This window comes from Viridibacillus arvi (assembly GCF_001274945.1).
Classification (GTDB): Bacteria; Bacillota; Bacilli; order Bacillales_A; family Planococcaceae; genus Viridibacillus; species Viridibacillus arvi.
In genome coordinates this window covers 1,059,505-1,080,522 of record NZ_LILB01000005.1, presented here as the reverse complement: position 1 = coordinate 1,080,522, position 21,018 = coordinate 1,059,505, and the positions used below count along the sequence as shown (strand labels likewise).

26 protein-coding genes are annotated in these 21,018 nt (G+C 35.8%); 19 read left to right on the top strand and 7 right to left on the bottom strand.

Annotated elements, in window-relative coordinates; translation table 11 throughout:
* Window positions 1-13 precede the first annotated feature (13 nt).
* The 6 genes from AMD00_RS14525 (at window position 14) to pepF (ending at window position 7,005) form a co-directional block, all read left to right on the top strand.
* Complete coding sequence (locus AMD00_RS14525) at window positions 14-1,081, top strand: ABC transporter ATP-binding protein (protein WP_053417726.1); 1,068 nt, start codon at window positions 14-16, stop codon at window positions 1,079-1,081.
* A gap of 2 nt (window positions 1,082-1,083) precedes the next feature.
* Window positions 1,084-2,022 (top strand): ABC transporter ATP-binding protein, encoded by a 939-nt coding sequence (locus AMD00_RS14520; RefSeq protein ID WP_053418309.1) that lies wholly within the window; start codon window positions 1,084-1,086, stop codon window positions 2,020-2,022.
* Between the two features lie 448 nt (window positions 2,023-2,470).
* Window positions 2,471-2,866, top strand: coding sequence for a transcriptional regulator SpxA (gene spxA / locus AMD00_RS14515; protein WP_179078282.1), 396 nt, complete (start codon window positions 2,471-2,473; stop codon window positions 2,864-2,866).
* 362 nt (window positions 2,867-3,228) lie between these two features.
* A complete protein-coding gene (gene mecA / locus AMD00_RS14510; protein ID WP_038179621.1) occupies window positions 3,229-3,900 on the top strand; it encodes an adaptor protein MecA in 672 nt (223 codons plus the stop codon).
* A gap of 127 nt (window positions 3,901-4,027) precedes the next feature.
* Window positions 4,028-5,134, top strand: coding sequence for a competence protein CoiA family protein (locus AMD00_RS14505; protein WP_053417725.1), 1,107 nt, complete (start codon window positions 4,028-4,030; stop codon window positions 5,132-5,134).
* 53 nt (window positions 5,135-5,187) lie between these two features.
* On the top strand, window positions 5,188-7,005 hold the full coding sequence (gene pepF / locus AMD00_RS14500; RefSeq protein ID WP_053417724.1) for an oligoendopeptidase F: 1,818 nt from the start codon (window positions 5,188-5,190) through the stop codon (window positions 7,003-7,005).
* A 932-nt stretch (window positions 7,006-7,937) separates the two neighbouring features.
* Here pepF and AMD00_RS14495 read toward each other — a convergent pair.
* From AMD00_RS14495 to AMD00_RS14480, 4 genes are all read right to left on the bottom strand, one after another.
* Entirely contained in the window at window positions 7,938-8,750 is an 813-nt protein-coding gene (locus tag AMD00_RS14495) for a ClpXP adapter SpxH family protein (protein ID WP_053417723.1), read from the bottom strand.
* Window positions 8,747-9,148 (bottom strand): globin domain-containing protein, encoded by a 402-nt coding sequence (locus AMD00_RS14490; RefSeq protein ID WP_038179615.1) that lies wholly within the window; start codon window positions 9,146-9,148, stop codon window positions 8,747-8,749. Before AMD00_RS14490 ends, AMD00_RS14495 begins: the two co-directional genes overlap by 4 nt.
* 253 nt (window positions 9,149-9,401) lie before the next feature.
* Entirely contained in the window at window positions 9,402-10,190 is a 789-nt protein-coding gene (locus tag AMD00_RS14485) for a lytic transglycosylase domain-containing protein (RefSeq protein ID WP_053417722.1), read from the bottom strand.
* A gap of 3 nt (window positions 10,191-10,193) precedes the next feature.
* Window positions 10,194-10,781: a CYTH domain-containing protein gene (locus AMD00_RS14480; protein WP_053417721.1), complete on the bottom strand. Its 588-nt coding sequence runs from the start codon at window positions 10,779-10,781 to the stop codon at window positions 10,194-10,196.
* A gap of 173 nt (window positions 10,782-10,954) precedes the next feature.
* On the opposite strand from AMD00_RS14480, the gene AMD00_RS14475 reads away from it, so the two are divergent.
* The 6 genes from AMD00_RS14475 (at window position 10,955) to AMD00_RS14450 (ending at window position 15,788) form a co-directional block, all read left to right on the top strand.
* Complete coding sequence (locus AMD00_RS14475; RefSeq protein ID WP_053417720.1) at window positions 10,955-11,350, top strand: UPF0738 family protein; 396 nt, start codon at window positions 10,955-10,957, stop codon at window positions 11,348-11,350.
* Window positions 11,351-11,361: 11 nt separating this feature from the next.
* Window positions 11,362-12,042: a GTP pyrophosphokinase gene (locus AMD00_RS14470; RefSeq protein ID WP_038179606.1), complete on the top strand. Its 681-nt coding sequence runs from the start codon at window positions 11,362-11,364 to the stop codon at window positions 12,040-12,042.
* On the top strand, window positions 12,039-12,842 hold the full coding sequence (locus tag AMD00_RS14465; RefSeq protein WP_053417719.1) for an NAD kinase: 804 nt from the start codon (window positions 12,039-12,041) through the stop codon (window positions 12,840-12,842). The genes AMD00_RS14470 and AMD00_RS14465 overlap by 4 nt, the downstream gene beginning before the upstream one ends.
* On the top strand, window positions 12,842-13,741 hold the full coding sequence (locus tag AMD00_RS14460) for an RluA family pseudouridine synthase (RefSeq protein ID WP_053417718.1): 900 nt from the start codon (window positions 12,842-12,844) through the stop codon (window positions 13,739-13,741). Before AMD00_RS14465 ends, AMD00_RS14460 begins: the two co-directional genes overlap by 1 nt.
* A 223-nt stretch (window positions 13,742-13,964) precedes the next feature.
* Window positions 13,965-15,341, top strand: coding sequence for a magnesium transporter (gene mgtE / locus AMD00_RS14455; RefSeq protein WP_053417717.1), 1,377 nt, complete (start codon window positions 13,965-13,967; stop codon window positions 15,339-15,341).
* Window positions 15,342-15,389: 48 nt separating this feature from the next.
* Window positions 15,390-15,788, top strand: coding sequence for a hypothetical protein (locus AMD00_RS14450; RefSeq protein WP_053417716.1), 399 nt, complete (start codon window positions 15,390-15,392; stop codon window positions 15,786-15,788).
* Between the two features lie 181 nt (window positions 15,789-15,969).
* On the opposite strand, the gene AMD00_RS14445 is transcribed toward AMD00_RS14450, so the two are convergent.
* Window positions 15,970-16,485, bottom strand: a complete 516-nt coding sequence (locus AMD00_RS14445; RefSeq protein WP_053417715.1) for a CotY/CotZ family spore coat protein — start codon at window positions 16,483-16,485, stop codon at window positions 15,970-15,972.
* A 130-nt stretch (window positions 16,486-16,615) separates the two neighbouring features.
* Here AMD00_RS14445 and AMD00_RS14440 point away from each other — a divergent pair, with 130 nt between their 5' ends.
* The 7 genes from AMD00_RS14440 (at window position 16,616) to AMD00_RS14410 (ending at window position 19,768) form a co-directional block, all read left to right on the top strand.
* The gene (locus AMD00_RS14440) at window positions 16,616-17,038 is read left to right on the top strand and encodes a YhcN/YlaJ family sporulation lipoprotein (RefSeq protein ID WP_053417714.1); all 423 of its coding nucleotides are present in this window, start codon (window positions 16,616-16,618) and stop codon (window positions 17,036-17,038) included.
* Window positions 17,038-17,493 carry a stage V sporulation protein AC gene (spoVAC, locus tag AMD00_RS14435; RefSeq protein WP_053417713.1) on the top strand — a complete coding sequence of 152 codons (456 nt, stop codon included), beginning with the start codon at window positions 17,038-17,040 and terminating at the stop codon, window positions 17,491-17,493. The genes AMD00_RS14440 and spoVAC overlap by 1 nt, the downstream gene beginning before the upstream one ends.
* A complete protein-coding gene (locus AMD00_RS14430; protein ID WP_053417712.1) occupies window positions 17,493-18,497 on the top strand; it encodes a beta-ketoacyl-[acyl-carrier-protein] synthase family protein in 1,005 nt (334 codons plus the stop codon). The genes spoVAC and AMD00_RS14430 overlap by 1 nt, the downstream gene beginning before the upstream one ends.
* Window positions 18,498-18,506: 9 nt before the next feature.
* A complete protein-coding gene (gene spoVAE, locus AMD00_RS14425; RefSeq protein ID WP_053417711.1) occupies window positions 18,507-18,872 on the top strand; it encodes a stage V sporulation protein AE in 366 nt (121 codons plus the stop codon).
* Between the two features lie 66 nt (window positions 18,873-18,938).
* Entirely contained in the window at window positions 18,939-19,094 is a 156-nt protein-coding gene (locus AMD00_RS14420; protein ID WP_053417710.1) for a YjcZ family sporulation protein, read from the top strand.
* A 28-nt stretch (window positions 19,095-19,122) separates the two neighbouring features.
* A complete protein-coding gene (locus AMD00_RS14415; protein ID WP_053417709.1) occupies window positions 19,123-19,368 on the top strand; it encodes a stage VI sporulation protein F in 246 nt (81 codons plus the stop codon).
* Between the two features lie 85 nt (window positions 19,369-19,453).
* On the top strand, window positions 19,454-19,768 hold the full coding sequence (locus tag AMD00_RS14410; RefSeq protein WP_053417708.1) for a hypothetical protein: 315 nt from the start codon (window positions 19,454-19,456) through the stop codon (window positions 19,766-19,768).
* Between the two features lie 228 nt (window positions 19,769-19,996).
* On the opposite strand, the gene AMD00_RS14405 is transcribed toward AMD00_RS14410, so the two are convergent.
* Window positions 19,997-20,425: a GNAT family N-acetyltransferase gene (locus tag AMD00_RS14405; RefSeq protein ID WP_053417707.1), complete on the bottom strand. Its 429-nt coding sequence runs from the start codon at window positions 20,423-20,425 to the stop codon at window positions 19,997-19,999.
* Between the two features lie 3 nt (window positions 20,426-20,428).
* Entirely contained in the window at window positions 20,429-20,944 is a 516-nt protein-coding gene (locus AMD00_RS14400; RefSeq protein WP_053417706.1) for a YjcG family protein, read from the bottom strand.
* Between the last annotated feature and the right edge of the window lie 74 nt (window positions 20,945-21,018).

Here is a 21,018-nt window from a genome sequence, read left to right as displayed (position 1 = left end):
GAGGAAAGCAGTTATGGAGAAAATACTTGAAGTAAAAAATCTTGAGCTTTCCTTCCACACGTTTGCTGGTGAAGTGAAAGCGATTCGTGGTGTGAACTTCGATTTGAAAAAAGGAGAAACACTAGCAATCGTTGGGGAATCAGGTTCAGGTAAATCGGTTACGACTAAAGCTATTATGCGCCTTCTACCTGAATCTAGTTCGGAATTTAAAAATGGTCAGATTTTATTTAATGGAAAAGATTTGACGAAATTAACTGATAAAGAAATGCAGAAAATTCGCGGGAAAGATATCTCGATGATTTTCCAAGATCCTATGACATCTTTGAATCCTACGATGACAATTGGTAAACAAATAATGGAGCCGATTTTAAAACATCAAAATGTAGCGAAATCAGAAGCTCAAAAAATGGCCATTGATCTATTAAAACTAGTAGGGATGCCGCAACCAGAGCAACGTATGAAACAATATCCACATCAATTTTCAGGTGGTCAACGTCAACGTATCGTAATTGCAATTGCATTAGCATGTAACCCAAAAATTTTAATTGCTGATGAACCGACAACTGCACTAGACGTTACAATACAAGCTCAAATTCTTGAACTGATGAAAGATCTACAAAAGAAAATTGATACATCTATTATTTTTATCACTCATGACCTTGGTGTTGTAGCAAATGTGGCTGATCGTGTAGCTGTTATGTACAGTGGTAAAATTGTTGAAATTGGTACAGTAGATGAAATATTCTACAATCCACAGCACCCATATACTTGGGGACTTCTAAGTTCTATGCCTTCTTTAGATGTACAGGAAGAGAAACTATATGCAATTCCAGGCACACCACCAGATCTATTGAATCCTCCAAAAGGGGATGCCTTTGCGCTTCGTAGTGAATATGCTATGCAGATCGATATGGAAGAAACGCCGCCATTCTTTAAAGTAAGTGATACACATTATGCGGCAACTTGGTTATTACATCCAGATGCTCCAGAAGTGACACCACCTGCAACAATTATTGAAAGAATGAAACGATTCCCTAATAGTCGCTATTACGAAAGTGCTAATGGAGGTATTTTAAAATGAAAATACAAAAAAAACTATTAGAAATCAAAAATTTAAAACAATACTTCAATTCTGGAAAACCAAATGAAGTTAAAGCCATCGACGATATTACATTTGATATTTATAAAGGAGAAACTTTAGGGTTAGTAGGGGAATCAGGTTGTGGTAAATCTACGACAGGGCGTACGATTATTCGCCTATATGATGCCACTGACGGTGAAGTTCTTTATGATGGTGTAAATGTCCATGGTCGTAAATCTAAAACGGAACTAAAGTCGTTTAACCGTAAAATGCAGATGATTTTCCAAGATCCGTATGCATCATTAAATCCTCGTATGAAAGTAATGGATATAATAGCGGAAGGTTTAGATATTCACGGCCTTGTGAAAAATGCAAAAGAACGTCAAGAACGTGTCTATCAATTATTAGAAACAGTTGGATTAAATAAAGAACATGCTAACCGTTATCCACATGAATTCTCAGGTGGTCAACGCCAGCGATTAGGAATTGCTCGTGCACTTGCAGTAGAACCAGAATTCATCATTGCAGATGAACCAATATCTGCACTAGATGTGTCAATTCAAGCACAAGTTGTTAACCTATTAAAAGAGTTACAAGAAGAAAAAGGATTAACCTACTTATTTATCGCCCATGATTTATCAATGGTTAAATATATTTCAGACCGAATCGGTGTAATGTATTTTGGTAAATTAGTAGAACTTGCACCTGCAGAGGATCTTTATAAATATCCAATGCATCCTTATACACAATCACTACTATCAGCTATTCCACTTCCAGACCCTGATTATGAGCGTAATCGTGTTCGTAAAACATACGATCCAAAGTCTCATAATTATAAAGATGGAGAGGACGTAACAATGCGTGAAGTACGTCCCGGACATTTTGTCTATTGCTCTCAAGCTGAATTTAAAGTATTACAAGCTCAACATGCAAATAATTAAGCATCATGATTAATTAAAGGCTGCCTCTTTAGTCAATGAAATCGGTTGACTAAGGGGGCAGTTTTGTTTTTTGTCAAATTTGATTTATGAAATTTATTTAAAATTGAAACTTTTTTGAGGATTGAACGTATAATTAGTGTAAATATAATAGACATTTTTTCAATATAGAGATTCTAAATGAGAATATTTTTTTGAAATAATAGGTTTACCGCAATGCTTTATTGGGGATACTACATATATACGCGTAATAAAGAGGTCTAACCTGTATGGAAAAACTTGAAATGATAGAAAAAACGGTCATAACTTACAATGGAAATTTTTCTTAATAGCATATATTCAAATTGGACAAAATGTTGTATAATATGCTTACAGTTCTTTTTTTAAAGTCATTCTAATTTAGGAATGTTATTATATTCGCTACACATTTTGAAAGGATGTGTTTTATATGATGGTGACATTATTTACTTCACCCAGTTGTACATCTTGTAGAAAAGCAAAAGCATGGTTAGAAGAACATGATATTCCATATACAGAAAGAAATATTTTCGCGGAGCCTTTAAGCATAAGTGAAATAAAAGAAATTTTACGCATGACTGAGGATGGGACAGACGAAATCATCTCAACTCGTTCTAAAATTTTCCAAAAACTAAAAGTGGATGTAGAAACTTTACCTTTACAACGTCTTTATGAGTTAATTCAAGAACATCCAGGACTTTTACGTCGTCCGATTATTTTAGACGAAAAACGTTTACAAGTTGGGTATAACGAAGATGAAATTCGTCGATTCTTACCTCGTAAAGTTCGTGCTTATCAATTACAAGAAGCACAGAAGATGGTTAACTAAAAATAAGAGCCATTTACATGTTGCATGCTTGCTCGGAATAGTCAGCAGTATGCAATATGTTTTTAGAGCCAGTTGTTGTTAAGTGTTACACAACTGGCTTTTTTTTATGCATTAAAAAAGTTCATTATTTACGATATAAAAGAGGCAAGTACACTTATACATAGTAGCGTTATGACTTGATTTACTAAACCTTGTCTACTACAATTCATATACTGTTGTAATTTTCCGAGTTATTTCCTTTCCATTTTCAACAAACTCATCATACAATAGTATTAGACACTGTATTATCAAGAAATTTTAAAGACTTGTTCATAAGTGGACTCGATGCATCTATTAGTATTGACCGAAGGGAGTTGTGTAATATGGACATCGAACGCATAAATGAGAATACACTTAAACTCTTCATTTCTTATCATGACATTGAAGAACGTGGATTCACGAAAGATGAAGTATGGTATAACCGGGAAAAAAGTGAAGAACTCTTCTGGTCTATGATGGATGAAATAAATGACGAAGAATATTTTGAAGTTGAAGGACCATTATGGATCCAAGTGATAGTTCAAGAGAATGGCCTTGAACTAACTATCACACATGCTAAAATTTATAAGGACGGTCAGCATATCGAACCGCCCTTCGATATAGAAGATAAACAAAGAATGATGTCATCCGCATTTGGTGGCGATGAGCCAAAAGCGCATGAATTTGATGATTTTGAAGATCTTGTAAATAGTACAATTGATGAGGACTCCGATTTTATCTTTAAATTACAGGAATTTGATGATATTATTCCTCTTGCACAAAAAATACAAGAGACATCACTATTCCATAATGCGTTGTATCAGTGGGAAGGTAACTATTATTTACACATCCGTTTTAATGAAGAGGTTTTACATGATGAAGCTGAGGACATTTTCAGTGTTATTACTGAATTTTCCACAGACGCAGAAGTAACAATCCACATTCTTCAAGAATACGGTAAAGCATTAATGGAAAAAGACTGCTTTGATACAGTCATAAAATATTTTGTTAAATGACAGTGGAAATCCTCCGAAAACCGGAGGATTTTTTTCTTGCAATTTATCCCATTAATTAATAGAATGGATAAAAATAGGAGGTGTTTGTATTTTAACTGCATTAACAATAAAAAATGAACTCTTTATATTGTCTATTTCACATTCTAAAGAAAAGCTAAAACAGTTAAGGCGGACCCATAAGTTTTTTTGTCCACAATGTAAAGAAGAGTTACGACTTCGAATAGGAGATATTGTTGTTCCTCATTTTGCTCACAATAAGAATTCGAATTGTCCTCAATTATTTTCGGATGGAGAGTCAAAAGAGCATTTAATAGGTAAGCAACAACTGTATCATTTTTTTGAAAACAAAGGAATAACTGTTCAACTGGAGCCATTTTTAAAGAACTTGTCTCAACGGCCGGATTTATTGGTAACAACTCAAAATGAGCAATTTGCGATTGAATTTCAGTGTAGTAATATTCCTATTGAAGTTATACAAGCTCGGACTAAAGGTTATATAAATGCAAGTATAGTTCCTCTTTGGCTTCTTAAAACCCCTAATTTTAAGCAGCTAACATCTACACGTATTCAACTTATTCAGCTCTCTCCATTTCGTCAGCAATTTATTACTTGTCATCCCCAACATGGATCAACCCTTCTTACTTACAATCCAACTACAGCAACGTTTATTTATTATTCTCATCTATTGTTCATACAAGGGTATCGCTTTATTGCCAAGGTACAGCAGTTACCTATTTCACATCAACATTTTCCGTTTTTGCATTTAAAAGAGCCTACAAAGGAGGAATTCGCTCAATATTGGCAATTCCATTTACATATCCGCCAGCGCTTTTTAAGGCAACGTTTCTACTTAAGTAGAAAGGGAGTTCAGGATAGGCTCTTAAAAACCTGTTACAGTGCGCGTATGAGACTTGACCAATTACCTCTTTTCATTGGCTTACCTGTTCGAAATGCCCAGTATATTGATGTTTACATTGTAGAATGGCAAGCTAAATTATTATTCTTTTTACAAGATTGTCAAATTAGTATATTACAAGTGGATGATGAGGTTATTTCAATATTTATCTTAAATAATCCGAATTATTTCCAAGATGAGCGAGGTAAAGAAGCGATTCTTCATTATATTTTGTTGTTGAAAGAACTAGGTATTCACTCTATTCATTGTTCAACAAAAGAAGCTAATATCTTACAATTATTGCATAGTGAATTCCTTGCAAAGTGTTATGAAAATTGAGAAAATAATAAAGTATTTGTTTCTCAACGTATTTACTATAGGAGGTCATAATTATGACAACGAAATCAGAACAAAAAGTATTAACAAGACAAGAAGTACCTGTTGAACTTACTTGGCGTCTTGAAGATATCTTTGAGACAGACGAAGCTTGGGAAGCAGAGTTTAAGAAAATTAGTGCTTTGAGTGAAAATGCTGCATCTTTTCAAGGAACAATTGAAAACGGTGCACAGGCACTTTTAGCGGTTCTACAATACCGAGATGAATTGTATTCAAAATTAATGCGTCTTTACACATATTCACATATGCGTTTAGATCAAGACACAGCGAACAGTTTCTATCAAGCAATGGATAGTCGTTGTAAATCACTTTATGCAAAGGTTTCAACTGGTCTGTCATTTTTAACACCTGAAATTTTAGCATTGGATGAAAAAATAATTGAACAATATCTTGCTGAAAATGAGGAACTTCAATTATACAGACAAGAATTGCTTGAAATTAACATTGGGCGTCCACATATTTTACCAGCAGAGCAAGAAGCAATCCTTGCACAGTTGTCAGAAGTAACAAGTGCATCGTCTGAAACATTTAGCACATTAAATAACGCTGATTTACAGTTCCCTACGATTGAAGACGAAAATGGTCATCAAGTTCAGCTAACACATGGGAATTATACACATTTCTTAGAAAGTGGCGATCGCAAAGTACGTGAAGCAGCATTCCGTGCAATGTATAAAACGTACGGAGAATTCCGTAACACATTTGCAACGACCCTTGCTGGTAATGTTAAAGGTGATAATGTAAATGCGCGTATTCGCAAATATGAATCAGCTCGTCAGTCAGCCATGGCTGCCAATCATATCCCAGAAAAAGTGTATGATCAACTTATCACGACAATTCATAAGTATTTACCGTTAATGCATCGTTATATTGCGCTACGAAAAAAAGTATTAGGTGTTGAGGAACTTCATATGTGGGATATATATACACCACTTGTACAAGAGTCAAAGGTGGATATGCCATATGAAGAAGCAAAAAACCACATGTTAAAAAGCTTTGAAGTACTTGGTGAAGAGTATGTAAGTATTGTCAAGCAAGGTTTAGAGGATCGTTGGGTAGATGTACTTGAAAACAAAGGGAAGCGAAGCGGCGCATATTCTTCTGGTGCATATGGTACGAATCCTTATATCCTAATGAACTGGCAAAATAATTTAGATAATCTATTTACTCTTGTTCATGAATTTGGACATAGTGTCCATAGTTACTTTACTCGTAACAACCAACCGTTCGTATACGGTAACTATTCTATTTTCGTTGCAGAAGTTGCATCAACTTGTAATGAAGAGTTATTAAACCATCATTTATTAAATACGATTGAAGATCCACAACAACGTATTTATATATTAAATCACTGGTTAGAAGGATTCCGTGGTACAATTTTCCGCCAAACAATGTTTGCTGAATTTGAACATATTATTCATCAGCTTGACCAAGACGGGGAAGCGCTAACAGCAGAAAAAATGACAGAAGTCTACTATAATCTAAATAAACAATATTATGGTGACGATATTGTTGTGGATGAAGAGATCGGTCTAGAGTGGGCACGTATCCCTCACTTCTACTACAACTACTATGTATACCAATATGCTACAGGTAAGAGTGCGGCAACGGCTCTAAGTGCTCAAATCCTTGAAGAAGGACAACCTGCAGTAGATCGTTATATTAATAATTTCCTTAAAGCCGGATGTTCTGACTTCCCGATTGAAGTATTAAAAGCAGCGGGCGTTAATATGGAATCTGCTGAGCCTATCGAAGAAGCTTGCAAAGTATTCGAGAAAAACTTAGAGGAACTAGAAAAACTTCTAGATGTATAATAATTTATGATTAAAAGTCAAGGTGGTAATATTGCATTGCGACCGTTATTGAGACAATATTTATTTATTAATTCTTCATACACAAAGGAGAAATCAACAAGGTCATTGATTTGACTGAGCTGATTATCTTTTGGCACAACGATATCGTAAATTGCCATAAATGGAGCGTTTCTTGATTAGCAATCATCGGGGACACCATCTACATTTGATAATACGATTATCTAATAAAATAGCGATTCATTCCTCTAATTAAATTTGGAATGAATCGCTTATTTTTTTATGTTTTATTTTATCTTTGTATGGAATATATTCCGTTGATTGAAGTGTAGAGCGGCGACTCCTGTGGGATTAGCGGGACAGGTGAGACCCCGCAGAAGTGAAGCGACGAGGAGGCTCACCGCCCGCCCGGAACGTAAATCAACAGTTTTAAACGTAATCCTATTTAAAAGGACTTTTTCAGTAGCCTCGTAATATTCCCCCTCGGCTTTTTAATTTGAAATCATTCTGTATAGAAAAATATTAAACAGGTAATATTTAATTAAAAACCCACAAATAATACTAATATGACTCGACAAAACCATGTCAATTTGAAGTTTAAATGGCTGTTTACTACTTGCAAACGCTTTCCTTATGACAACTTTGTGAAATCAGTTCTGAAACATTGCTATATCATTTTTTCCATGCTAAAGTGTTAGATGTGAAATAAATCACAAACAAACATACACCCCTTTGTTTGAACGTGAACATTTCTCCCATCCCCTTTGTGAAAAGAAGGCGTCTCTCGTAGAGGCGCCTCTTTTATTTTGTTTAATTTTATTAATTGGTAACTGTCATGGACATGTTAACTAGTACCTTACATATAATCAAGAAGATTTATAATTAAAAAAAAGACTAGCAACGACATAATAGATCGTTACTAGCCTATATATAATTTATTTTAAACGCCACAGCGATGATTCTTCATAATTGATGCGGTCGACTTTTTGTTGTAGCATTTTCTTTTTTAACTCTCGGTCAGCAGTTTGTTCAGTAATGTTATAAATTGATGCTACTTCTTTAGTTGATAATGTATGATACCGTTTAAATAATTCTTCTACTGATGGTGGCTGTTGACAAATAAGTTCACCGTCTAATAATTCTTCTAATATTTGTTCATAAACTTCATATGAATAATTTCCGCTTACTTTTAAACCTTCATCTTCAATATTTTCATTAAAGAATACGAAGCTTGGTACTTCTTCTACATCCATCTCACGTGTTATACATAAGTCACTTTGAAATGCACGAGAAGCTTCCAATGACTGGAAATCTGTTTGGAACTCTTGAATATCTAAATTTGCCTCTTTGGCAATTTCGAGTAAGGTCGAGCATGAACGAACGTTTTTCATATTCAATAATACATATTCTTGCAATTTCATTAGGTAGCGGTAGCCAGCTTTTTTCCCTTGTAATTCAGCAGCCTTCACTGCGATTGAAGGAAGAACCGGATGAGAGACATCGATTTCTTCATATTCACTATTACAGCTATTTACACGTTGGCAAGCGACATTAAGCGAAGCTAATTCTGTACTAAGAACAAATCGTAAAGTAAAGTATTGATTATAGTTTACTTGAAGCTTACGGATAATTGCTTGTAAATCCCAACTGTTTGGAGCAAGTGGATCAATGAATACATAAAGTTCAATCGGTCTACTAAGAGTAGTAGTAGGCGAAGGCGGTGCCGGCATGATCTGAATAGTATTCACTCTAATACCTCCTCGTCGTTATCAGGTGAATTAATCATGTGGTGCGCTGTAAGGACGAGGCGTTTATAGTATATTTCTCGAATCTTTCCATCTAATCCAACCTCATCCATTGCTTCAGCCATACATTCTAACCATGCTTGTGCACGTTCAGGTGTAATTTTGAAGGGCATATGGCGGGCTCTCATCATTGGATGCCCATGCTCTTCTGTAAAAAGATTTGGACCACCTAAATATTGAGTTTGAAATTGAATTTGCTTGCGTGCTGTTTCAGTTAAATCATCAGGAAATATCGGCTTTAGCTTCGGATTTTTAGCGACTTTGGAGTAGAAAATCTTAATCATTTTTGATAGTGTTTCTTCGCCAATTTCCTCATAAGGAATAATAGGTTTTTGCGTCATTGATGATGCTCCTTTGCTTTAGCTGTAATTCTATTCTATCAACCTAAACGTTTTTTCTCAAACAAATCGATTAAATTACATTACTTTTTTCATATAGTTTAATAAAAAAGTCCGTAAAAGTGTATGATTACTATGAAAAATCGTGTCTTCTATTCAATTTATTCATAAAAAAAATCGACATAATAATAAGTTATATGTCGATTCTAAGAGTGAATTGATATGTAATTATTCGACAACTACGGCAGTTGACTAATTAGGCTTGATAGCTATTCATGATTTTAGAAACATAGTTTGTCGTCTCTTTAAATGGTGGAATACCATTATATTTAGAAACATTCCCTGGCCCTGCATTATATGCAGCTAACATTAGATTCATATCTCCACCGAATTTATCATACATTTGTTTCAAATATTTCGTACCGCCCATAATGTTTTGTTCTGGGTCAAAGACATTGGAAACACCAAGGAATTTGGCTGTACCTGGCATTAATTGCATTAGACCAGCAGCCCCAGCATGGCTAACGACAGAGTTATTAAAATTAGATTCTTGTTTAATTACGGATTTAATCATCTTTTCGGGAATACCATAAGTTTCGGACGCTTTTTTTATAATGGTATCGTATTGCGTATTTGATGTGACATTAGTAGGTCCCGCAGTATAACCTGTTAATACTGGATTCAAAGGTGTTGTACTATATGTATTATTAGACACCGAAGTTGGTCTATAAATAGGTGAAGTACCATTATAGTACAAGCCCGACACTGCATTAATTGAGTTCGTTATTGATGACCCCATTAAACCACTACCTAATAACGAAGAATAATCCGAAGCAGGTAAAACGTTTGAGCCCGACATTGAGTTTGTTAAGCCTAGTAATTGTGAAGGGTTGTTCTGAGATGTTGATGAAGTCATCATTTCATTCATTAGTTGGGTAAACATATTAGATGAAGAAGATGATGAATCCGTAGCAGATAAGCTAGTCGATCCCATGGATTGAAGCCCTTGAATTTCAAGGAGCGTTTTCAATGCTGATATATCCATTTGTTAACCTCTTTTCTTGTTGACGGCGGCCATGAAGCGAGCAATTTTTTTATCAGCTACTCTAATAGGTATTGAATGTTTTGCTAAAAATTCCTCGAATATTAATCTACCTGTTTCCTCATTTGTCACTTCAAATTCTAGTTCATAATCGTCAGTGTCCAAATATCGAGAATGGTCGAAAACGAGAAGACCGCCATTATATTTTATTTCGGCACGCTTTGTAAAAAGTGTACCTAATAGTTGTAAATCAGCTGGATTAATCTGAAGTTTTTTCAATCGAATATCTACTTCATCTGCTTTTAGGGTAGCTCCATTTAACACGGCATTTACGTGTTCCTCAGTTAATAAATCCGTTGTTTCTAATAATCCAATACCAGCCGCAGGTTCTTTAAGTGTACATTCAAAGCGATTTTGAACTTCGCGTATTCTTAAGCCAGAGCGTACTTTCTTCAATCTGAAATCAGCTGTATCGAAATAATGATTTGCCTGTTCGTGAAAATTTTCATTTGGAATTGCAAAAGTAGTACAAAGCGCTTCATATTCCTCTTTCGAAAGTAGGTTTTTAAACTCAATTTCAAGTTGTTGTGCCATACCAATCACCCTTTCTTTTTTTGAAATCATATTAATTAATTATAGGTGAAGTATAGATGGCATTGCAATGATTGTCGAAATGGGGAAAAGCATAACAATTCACCGAAAAAGTGGGTAGTAATGAGGCTTACTATGATAAAATGATAGGAGATTCACGGAAAGGAAGATAGGCTTTGCGTAAAACATATATAGTAGAAAATGGATCACAACAAGAAAAACAAGTGCATTTACAAATATGCGGAGAAATATCTGATTGTGAATGGCGAGCTGCAGGTCAGGTTATTACTGATTCAGACGCCATGGCTTTTATCTATTTAATGGATGCAGGGGAAGACTACCATTACATAAAATTCCCTCAAGCTATTTGGCCACTATTAGTCAAAACATTACAATCTGATTTAGAGCCAATATTAACTTGGGGGAATGGACAGACTGAATTAGTGAACTTTCAGGATGAATTAAACGCACTTATATTTAATATTGAAGGAAATCATAATTATGGAGCAGACTTTTCAACAGCTGTTGAAGAAGCTTTTGCGGAAATATTGAACGAATCCCGAGAAGATTAGGGGGACTTATCATGGGACAATGGGATCGCTTTTTACAGCCCTATAAGCAAGCAGTAGATGAATTGAAAATTAAGCTAAAAGGAATGCGCGCACAATTCGAAAAATCAAATGAAACGTCACCAATAGAATTTGTAACAGGTCGGGTGAAGCCACTTGCGAGTATTTATGACAAGACGTTAGAAAAAGGCCTAGTCTTTGAACCTTCAGATATGCTAGCTCATGAGTTACAAGACATTGCAGGGGTACGTATCATGTGTCAATTCGTGGATGAAATTCCTACTGTTATTGAATTATTACGCCAGCGCAATGATTTAACAGTTGTAGAAGAAAGAGATTATATCACCAATGTTAAAGTTAGCGGATATCGTTCTTATCATATGATAATCGAATATCCTGTCGGAACAATTCAAGGTGAGAAAAAGATTTTAGCTGAAATTCAAATTAGAACACTTGCAATGAACTTCTGGGCATCTATTGAGCATTCATTGAACTATAAGTATAAAGGGATTTTTCCAGAGGAAATAAAAAATCGTCTGCAAAGTGCAGCAGAGGCAGCGTTCCGCTTAGATGAGGAAATGTCTTTAATCCGCGAGGAGATACAGGAAGCTCAAAAATATTTTACCGAATACAAAGAGGCTTCAAATCCAAAAGTTAGAGAGGATAATTCGAAGGGAGCTCATGAAAATCTATGAAATTTGCTGTTCAATCACGTAACGATCCACAATCAAATGAATTAATGGAAAGAGCTATCTCGTACTTAACTGATTTTGGATTAGAAATAGATGAAGAAAAACCAGATATCGTGTTGTCGATTGGTGGAGATGGTACACTGCTACATGCATTCCATCGATATAGTCATATCTTGTCAGATGTTGCGTTTGTTGGTATTCATACGGGGCATCTAGGTTTTTATGCTGACTGGAAGCCAATTGAAATCGAGAAATTGGTTATCTCCATAGCAAAGAGTGACTATAAAGTAATCGATTATCCTCTGTTAGAAGTTGTGATTAATTATCAAAACTCAGATGAAAATTACACTTATTTAGCTTTGAATGAATCTACAGTTAAATCCCCAGAAGTAACATTAGTAATGGACGTTGAATTAAATGGGAGACCGTTTGAACGCTTCCGTGGAGATGGGCTATGTGTTTCTACACCTTCAGGAAGTACAGCTTACAATAAGGCTCTTGGGGGTGCCATTTTACATCCATCAATAGAAGCTATTCAAGTGACTGAAATGGCGTCTATTAATAATCGCGTTTTCCGTACAGTCGGATCTTCACTAGTATTACCAGCACATCATAGTTGCGTGCTAAAGCCAGTGAAGGCTAAAGATTTTATGGTCACAGTCGATCATGTGCAGTTATTGCATAAAAATGTAAAATCAATCCAGTACAAAGTTGCGAAGGAAAAGGTGCGGTTTGCACGCTTTAGAGCATTTCCGTTTTGGCAACGTGTACATGATTCTTTTATTGATAGTGATTTGAAATAATGAAAGATTTACGATATCGCTTAACGTTTAAAGTAGAGCAAGACCAACTTTTTAGAGATGCACTTGCTATGTGGGGAATTTCTAAGAGAGCTTTAACTGCAATAAAATTTCAAGGTGGACAACTTTTAGTAAATAATATAGAGCAAAATGTCCGTCATATTCTAAAGAAGAACGATTTAGTCACAATCATCTTTCCTCCGGAAGAAATTAGTCAGGGACTAGTTCCTGAAGATGGGGAGCTCGAGGTCATTTTCGAGGATCATGAACTGCTAGTTATTGCTAAACAACCTTATCAAAATACGATTCCTTCCCATGATCATCCTAGAGGTAGTGTTGCTAATTTTGTAGCTGCTCATTTACAACAGCAGGAATTAGCTTCAACTGTGCATATTGTAACACGTCTAGATCGGGATACTTCAGGCCTTATGTGTATAGCAAAGCATCGTCACGTTCATCATCTTATGAGTGAAGCTCAAAAGAGACATGCTATACATCGAACGTATGAAGCAATCGTACATGGCCATATGGAGCAAGACCAGCAAGACATTATTGCTCCAATTGGGCGCAAAGATGGAAGTATTATTGAACGTGAAGTACGAAGTGATGGACAGTTTGCACATACCGATGTTGTCGTATTAAAACGAACAATGTTAGATGGAGAAGCAATTACTCATATCCGTTTAAAACTGCACACAGGACGTACGCATCAAATTCGTGTACATATGGCATCTATTGGGCATCCACTTATTGGAGATACATTGTATGGAGGGCGTAGAAATTTAATAGATCGCCAAGCTTTACATTGTGTAGAGCTACAGTTACACCATCCAGTGACGAAACAATATTATAGCTGGCAAATAAATTTACCAAAAGATATGCAATCACTACTAATAGAATAATTAATGTAAGGTGCTTTTATACAAAAAGCACCTTATTTTTGATTTCCCGGGAAATTTAAAGATGCCATTTGTAAAAGTGCATTAACGAATGTTAGTATTAGGGGTGTTCAAAGAGCTGTAATTAAAAAGTTTTAAAAAAATAATTGCACTTTTGAAGGTCTACACACTATTATAGTAAGGTGTTATTTTAACTGACTTAATGAGTCGAGAGGAGGGGACATGCATGATAGAAGAAACAAAGGAAAAAGATGAAGTACAATTCGATGAGCAACACCTACGTCAATTACTGGAGAATCTAGAAACAGATAATTTTCGCGAGGAGTATCTAGCACTTCATCCGTATGATCAGGCACAGTTTTATGAGAAGGTGGGGCCAGATATACGACAGATTATCTATCAGTATCTCTCCCCTAAAGAGATGGCTGACATTTTTGAAGCTATTGAACTCGATGATGATGAATATAAAGGTATTTTAGAGGAAATGGATACGACATATGCAGCGCAAATGATAGCTGCTATGTATACAGACGATGCGGTTGACGTTTTAAATGAATTAGATAAAGATCAAATCACTCATTTCCTTAAAATAATGGATAAAGATTCAGCACAAGATATTAAAGAGCTTCTGTACTATGCGGAGTATACAGCCGGTTCTATAATGACGACAGAATATGTCGCTATTCCTGAGAATTCAACCGTACGTTCAGCGATGACAATTTTACGCAACGCAGCGCCGGATGCAGAAACGATTTACTATATATTTGTAGTGGATGATACAAATCATTTAACGGGTGTTATTTCTTTACGTGACTTAATCATTGCAGAAGAAGACACATTAATACGTCAAATAATGAATGATCGTGTGGTAAGTATTAATGTAACTGATGATCAAGAGGCAGTCGCTCAAATTATGAAGGACTATAACTTTTTAGCTGTACCTGTTATTAATTCAAAAAACGAAATGCTGGGTATTATTACAGTCGATGATATTATTGATGTCATTGATGAAGAAGCGTCAGATGACTACTCCAAATTAGCCGGGGTTTCAGACATGGTAACATTCGACAAAAGCCCGTTTGCTGCAGCGAAAAAACGCTTGCCGTGGCTTGTTGTATTATTGTTTTTAGGCATGTTAACCGCTAATTTAGTAGACTTATTTACTGGAACATTAGAAAAAGTGGCGATACTTGCTGCTTTTATTCCTTTAATAGGTGGTACTTCTGGGAATAGTGGAACGCAAGCATTAGCCGTTGCTGTTCGAGGGATTGCAACTGGTGATGTTGAAGAAGAAAGTAAGATGAAGTTATTAATACGAGAAGCAATTACAGGCATAATTACAGGTGTTGTTTGTGGTGTTATTGCGTTTGGTATTGTGTTCTTTTGGAAACACATGTGGCTTTTAGGGTTATTAGTAGGAACCGCTATTTGTTGTTCAATTATTGTGGCAACAATTGCAGGATCTTTTATACCGTTATTAATGCATCGATTGAAAATTGACCCTGCGGTAGCATCTGGTCCGTTTATTACAACATTAAATGATATAACAAGTATTTTAATTTATCTTGGGATTGCAACGATGTTCATTAGTAAATTAATGTGAACTTATTTTCCGGAGGAGCATACAATATGAAAAAAAGGATGTGTTAACTTGGGGAATCGCCCACTCCTTTTTATCAAAGCTCCCCCGGCTTTTTTTATTGATATTAATAGTGATAGTACTCCTGTTTTGGTGGATGTTATTGAAGAGATAGTTGTAGAAGAGGAAACTGAGCAAGTAGAATCCATTGAACCAGTAGAATCTTTAGAACCAGTTATAGAAGATGCTGAAGTACGTCGTAAAAAAGAGCGTTTAAAATTCTTATCTGCACCGTTTCAACAGAAAGCTTATCAACCATTGCAATTTAGTTTATCGGATGGCCGTATTATAGAAGGAATCGTCGATCGCGTAATGCAAGATGAAGTGATTTTGAAAAGTTACACAGGTGTTGTATATCCAACGAAAATTAATGAACTCGTGGAAATTAAATGGCGAGGAAAAGTATTTTAATAGCTATCCCTTAAAAGGGATGGCTTTTTTTATGCAAAAATAAATATTAACTGCATAAGCTAAAAATACAATATCACAAAAAGCCCCAAAAGTTAGAAAACTAACTTCGGAGCTCATTGCCTGACACTGCTATTATCCATTTTAAAACAAAGACACTACTGCAAAGTCCTTTGACTTGATATTAGTCGCAAACACCTAAAAAGACGTCTTTTATACATTGAACTGCACAGAAGCAATTCAAGTCAACAGTAATACAGCTAGTTGATGCTTCCCAGTTTACAACTTTACAGATAGTTGATAAATCTACATCAGTACCACATTCTGTTAACAAATCGGCTACATGATCACCGTGTTTTAATGGAATTAATACACGTAATGTAGCGCAGCAACCATCGAAAATATCTTCTACTCGGAAAAAGACTGAGTAGCAGTGATGATCGCCTGATTCTCTAGTTCTGAAAAACGCTTTGAAAGGAGTGCCGTCTTTGTCTAATAGCATAAATACACGTGTGTCGGCTTGCATACGTGCGGGGCTTACTAATCCACCAAGAGGTTCTAGGAAACAGTTAGTTGGGCATGGGCCGCAACCCTCATCAACGTTTTGGTCTTGAATGTCTTTAATAGCGCGAACTACGTCGCAAACACATCCTTTTGAAACTTTGTGACCTACTGCATCATCATTTCTTCCGCATCCCATATTTAATTTCACCTCCTTTTCAATCTCTTTATACAATATGTCATATTAGAAAATGAACTAGGGCAACTGCCTCAGTTATGCATAATTTTTCAAAAGAAACGCATACTGTTTTTAAAAAAAGGTGACGTATATGAAGAGAAACGTTTTTAGGATTTTGATTTTAGCATGTAGCATCCAGTTATTAGTCGCTTGCGCTGGGGAACAGAAGGAAAAATTTGCTACCTATCATGCAGCGGGTGATAACGGATCGCAATCGGCAATTGAAAAGCTTCTGAAAGAAGAAAAATCGATTAAAAAAGGTACTGCTGTCTTTGTGGATGATGTTGTATTAGTGGGGGTACAGATAAAACCTTTTTCAAAATTGAAGAGAACCAAAATAGAAGAGAATCTACAGAAGAAATTTGAAAAGGAATTCCCTGGTAAAGACGTACTCGTAAGTACTGACTTCAAAATATCTTGGGAAGCTCAAAAACTGATGAAAAAAGAATTAACAGAAGAAGAGTTAAAAAAGAAAATTAAGAAATTACAAGATCTTGCAAAGGAAGAAACCTAATGAACCAAAAAGATTACGAGCAATTACAAACAAAACTATCACCTAAAACGCCAATTGGATTAAATGTATTAAAAGCTTTTTTAGTTGGAGGCATTATTTGTACAGTCGGTCAAGCTATTTCATTTTTTTATATTATGAATTTTGATTTTACAGAGCGTACAGCTGGTAATCCAACCGTAGCAACAATGATTTTCATTTCTTTATTACTAACGGGATTTGGACTTTATAAAAAGCTTGGGCAATTCGCAGGAGCTGGTTCAGCCGTACCAGTTACTGGATTTGGGAATGCGGTTATTTCAGCGGCTATTGAACATAAGACAGAAGGTATAGTACTTGGGGTGGGTGGCAATATCTTTAAACTAGCAGGATCTGTTATTTTATTTGGTGTTGTTTCAGCCTTTTTTGTAGCACTTGTCAAATTAATTTTAGTAACGATTGGGGTGACTCACTGGTGATGGATAAAGGTGTAATTTATTTTCCTTCTAAGCCGTCCATTTTAGCAGCCGGGGTAGTAGTTGGTCCATTGGAAAAGAGAAGTGTTTTTGCGCAAAACTTCGATTTAGTGCTTGATGATGAAAGGGCAGATCAAAAAACAAACGAGCAGGGACATCAACATTTAATTGAAGAAGCCGCACAAATTGCATTACAAAAAAAGAAATTGACAATGGATGCGGTAGATTTCTTTATCGGAGGAGATTTAGTCAATCAAATGACGCCGACGAATTTTGCCGCTAGTACTATAGGAAGTCCTTTTATCGGTATGTACTCAGCGTGTGCTACGTCCACAGCAGCCGTCATCATCGCCAGTTTATTAACGGAGCTAGGTGGTAGCCATTATGCTATTGCAGGTGCTGCGAGTCAGCATAACGCCATAGAAAGGCAATTCCGATATCCTGTCGATTATGGAGGACAAAAACCAGCAACTGCACAATGGACAGTAACTGCTGCGGGTTATGCACTTATTGGTAAGCACCAAGAAGGTGAACCTTGTATTGAGGCCGCTACTTTTGGAAAAGTTGCGGATTATCAACAATCTGACCCATTTCATATGGGTGCAGCAATGGCACCTGCAGCATTTTCAACTATTAATCAACATTTAAAGGGTAGAGGACAAACAGTTCAGGATTACGATGTTATTATGACAGGTGATTTAGGAAAAGTTGGCTTGCCCATTTTAAAAGAAATGCTAAGACAATCTGGATTTACGACAAAACAGTTAGAAACGATTCGTGATGGCGGTGCGGAATATTACGGAGATGATCCATTGTTTTTAGCTGGTGCAAGTGGAGCAGGTTGCTCCGCATCTGTTTTTTTTAGCGAAATATTAGCAGAGCTAAAAAGCGGACGGATGAAACGAGTGCTATTAGTAGCAACAGGAGCTCTCTTGTCGCAGTTATCTGTGCAACAAAATCAATCGATTCCAACTGTTGCACACGCAATCGAAGTAACGATGAAATGAGGGAATAAAATGTTTACTTCTTTTATAATCGCATTTATTGTTGGCGGATTGATTTGTGTAATTGGTCAGCTGCTGATGGATGTAGGTAAATTAACACCTGCACATACATTAGCCATCTTAGTTGTCACTGGTGCAATTTTAGATGGCTTTGGTTTATATGAACCGCTTATTGATTTTGCTGGTGCAGGCGCAACAATTCCTATTACGTCTTTCGGTAACTCTTTGACACATGGTGCTTTAGCGGAAGCTGAAAAACATGGTTGGATAGGAGTTTTAACAGGTATGTTTGAAGTGACGAGTTCGGGTATTAGTGCAGCCATCATATTTGGATTTATAGGAGCTTTAATTTTTCGGTCAAAAGGAAATATCGACTAGTTCAAACGCCCTCTTCTTTCTGTAAACCGTTGCATACAATACGGTGAGAGAGAGGAGGGATTTCTTATGTCTGGATTCTCAGGTTATGGTTACGGCTACGGCGGTGGCTACGGCGGCGGAAACGAATGCTACTATGGCGGCCATAGCGGCAATGGTTCAACGTTCATCTTAATCGTTGTTCTATTCATCTTGTTGATTATTGTTGGCGCAAGCTTTATCTAGTTTTATCGGTTAAAAAGGGGGAACTTAAATGCAAAGCTCATTCTTTCGAAAAATTGAAGGAAAAACGGGTGTACCAATGGAAGATGTACTTGCATTAGCAAATGCTATTCAATATGCAGATTTTCAAGACGAAACCCAAATTCGAAAAATTATTCGTAAAGTATCTCAACTAGCAAATAAACCAGTAACAAAAGAGCTAGAAGAAAAAATCGTCGCATCTATCTTAAAAGATGGTAATTCTTTAGATTTGAATAAAATTCAAAAAATGTTATAGCATAAAATAATATTCTCAGTAATATACTAACTTTAATCGAAAATATGTCTTTGCAGGAAAAGTTATAGTATAGGAGGGGATTGTGATGGGCTACATTCTACCAGTTCAGCCGTTACAAGCAACGCAATATGCAGAACGTATGAACACGAAAGCATTTAATTATGCTCACGTTCATACAATTGCAAAGGTAAAAAAGCAATCTCATTTTGAACGAGTGCTTGATATGCGTGCTGAACTTACTGAAATGCAATTGAACAAGGAAAAAAACAAAAATCGTGGGAACTCCCTTCAAGTCCATCAACAATTCATCCATCCTAACCCAGCAGAGTTACCAAAATTTGATCTAAAAGTTACTGATAGAGGTAAATATTATAGTAAATATGTTAAAAAAATACTATAGACGATTATTATACGGTACTTCGAATAATAAAAAGGAGCCAATCCATGGTTGAGTTTACAATCAACTGTGGTTGGCTCTTTTTGTTATAGAACTTAGGAAGTTAGATGATTGATTATAATATTTACAACTAGAAAGTCGAAAAAAACAATAAAAAAGAGATTCAAGTACCAAACAGCAAATAAAAAAGCTACTAAAACGTTGATTATTCAGCGTTTTAGCAACTTATTATTAGAATTCCTTTTCCATTGCGCGATATGGAATGCCAGAATCCAAAAATTCAGGTGATGTAATTATATAATTTTGTTTTTCGTAGAAAGGAATAGCGTGTGTTTGAGCATTTAACTTCACTTTTGCTAATTGATGACCTTTAGCGTATTTTTCTAAATGTGCCATCATTAAAACACCGATTTGTTTTCTTCGAAAATCTGGTAATACACAAACACGGTCTACTTTAGCGATATTACCGTCGACTATACGGACTCTGCCTGCTGCAATCGGTTCTTCGCCATTGTATGCTACGAAATGTGTTGCGTCTTTGTCGTATTCATCTTTTTCTAAAGGCAGAGGAACACCCTGCTCTTTAACGAAGACTTCCTCCCGAACAAAGAAAGCGTCTCGTAACTCTTTCTCTGTCTCAACTATTTTAGCAAAAACCAAAAATTACTCAGCTCCAGACAGTCTGAAAGTTTCGTAAACCGTCCAAGAACCGTCTTCTAATTGATAAAGTAAATGAATACGATCAATAACTTCTTCGGAATGAACATCAGTCATGCGTAGCTGACCATAAATATCATCATGTTCACCTGAGGACATATCTTGTGCAATAGTAATATGCGGCACAAATTTATATTCTGGTTCTAGTCCGAATGATTTAGCATGCAATGCATCATATAATTTTTGAAGTTGTTCTGTTGGTTCCACTTTAAGATAGATAGCGTTGTTCACTGGCGCAAATGAACTGACTTTTGATACGTGAATTGAAAGCGGTTTAAATTGTTTACTAATTTCTTGGAGCATACTAGTAACTTCGTTCACTTTTGAATCATCTACTTCAAAAACACTTTTTAAAGTAATATGAGGTGTGATTTTAGAGAAATGCGTGTCATATCTTTTTCTATATGAATTCGCAAAATCTTGTAGTTTCTTAGATGGAAATGCAACGATACCGTATTTCATTATTCCGTACCTCCTAAGTAGTTTTATATAGCTTTTCTTAATTTTCAGTATAACAGAAAAAAGATAATATTCAT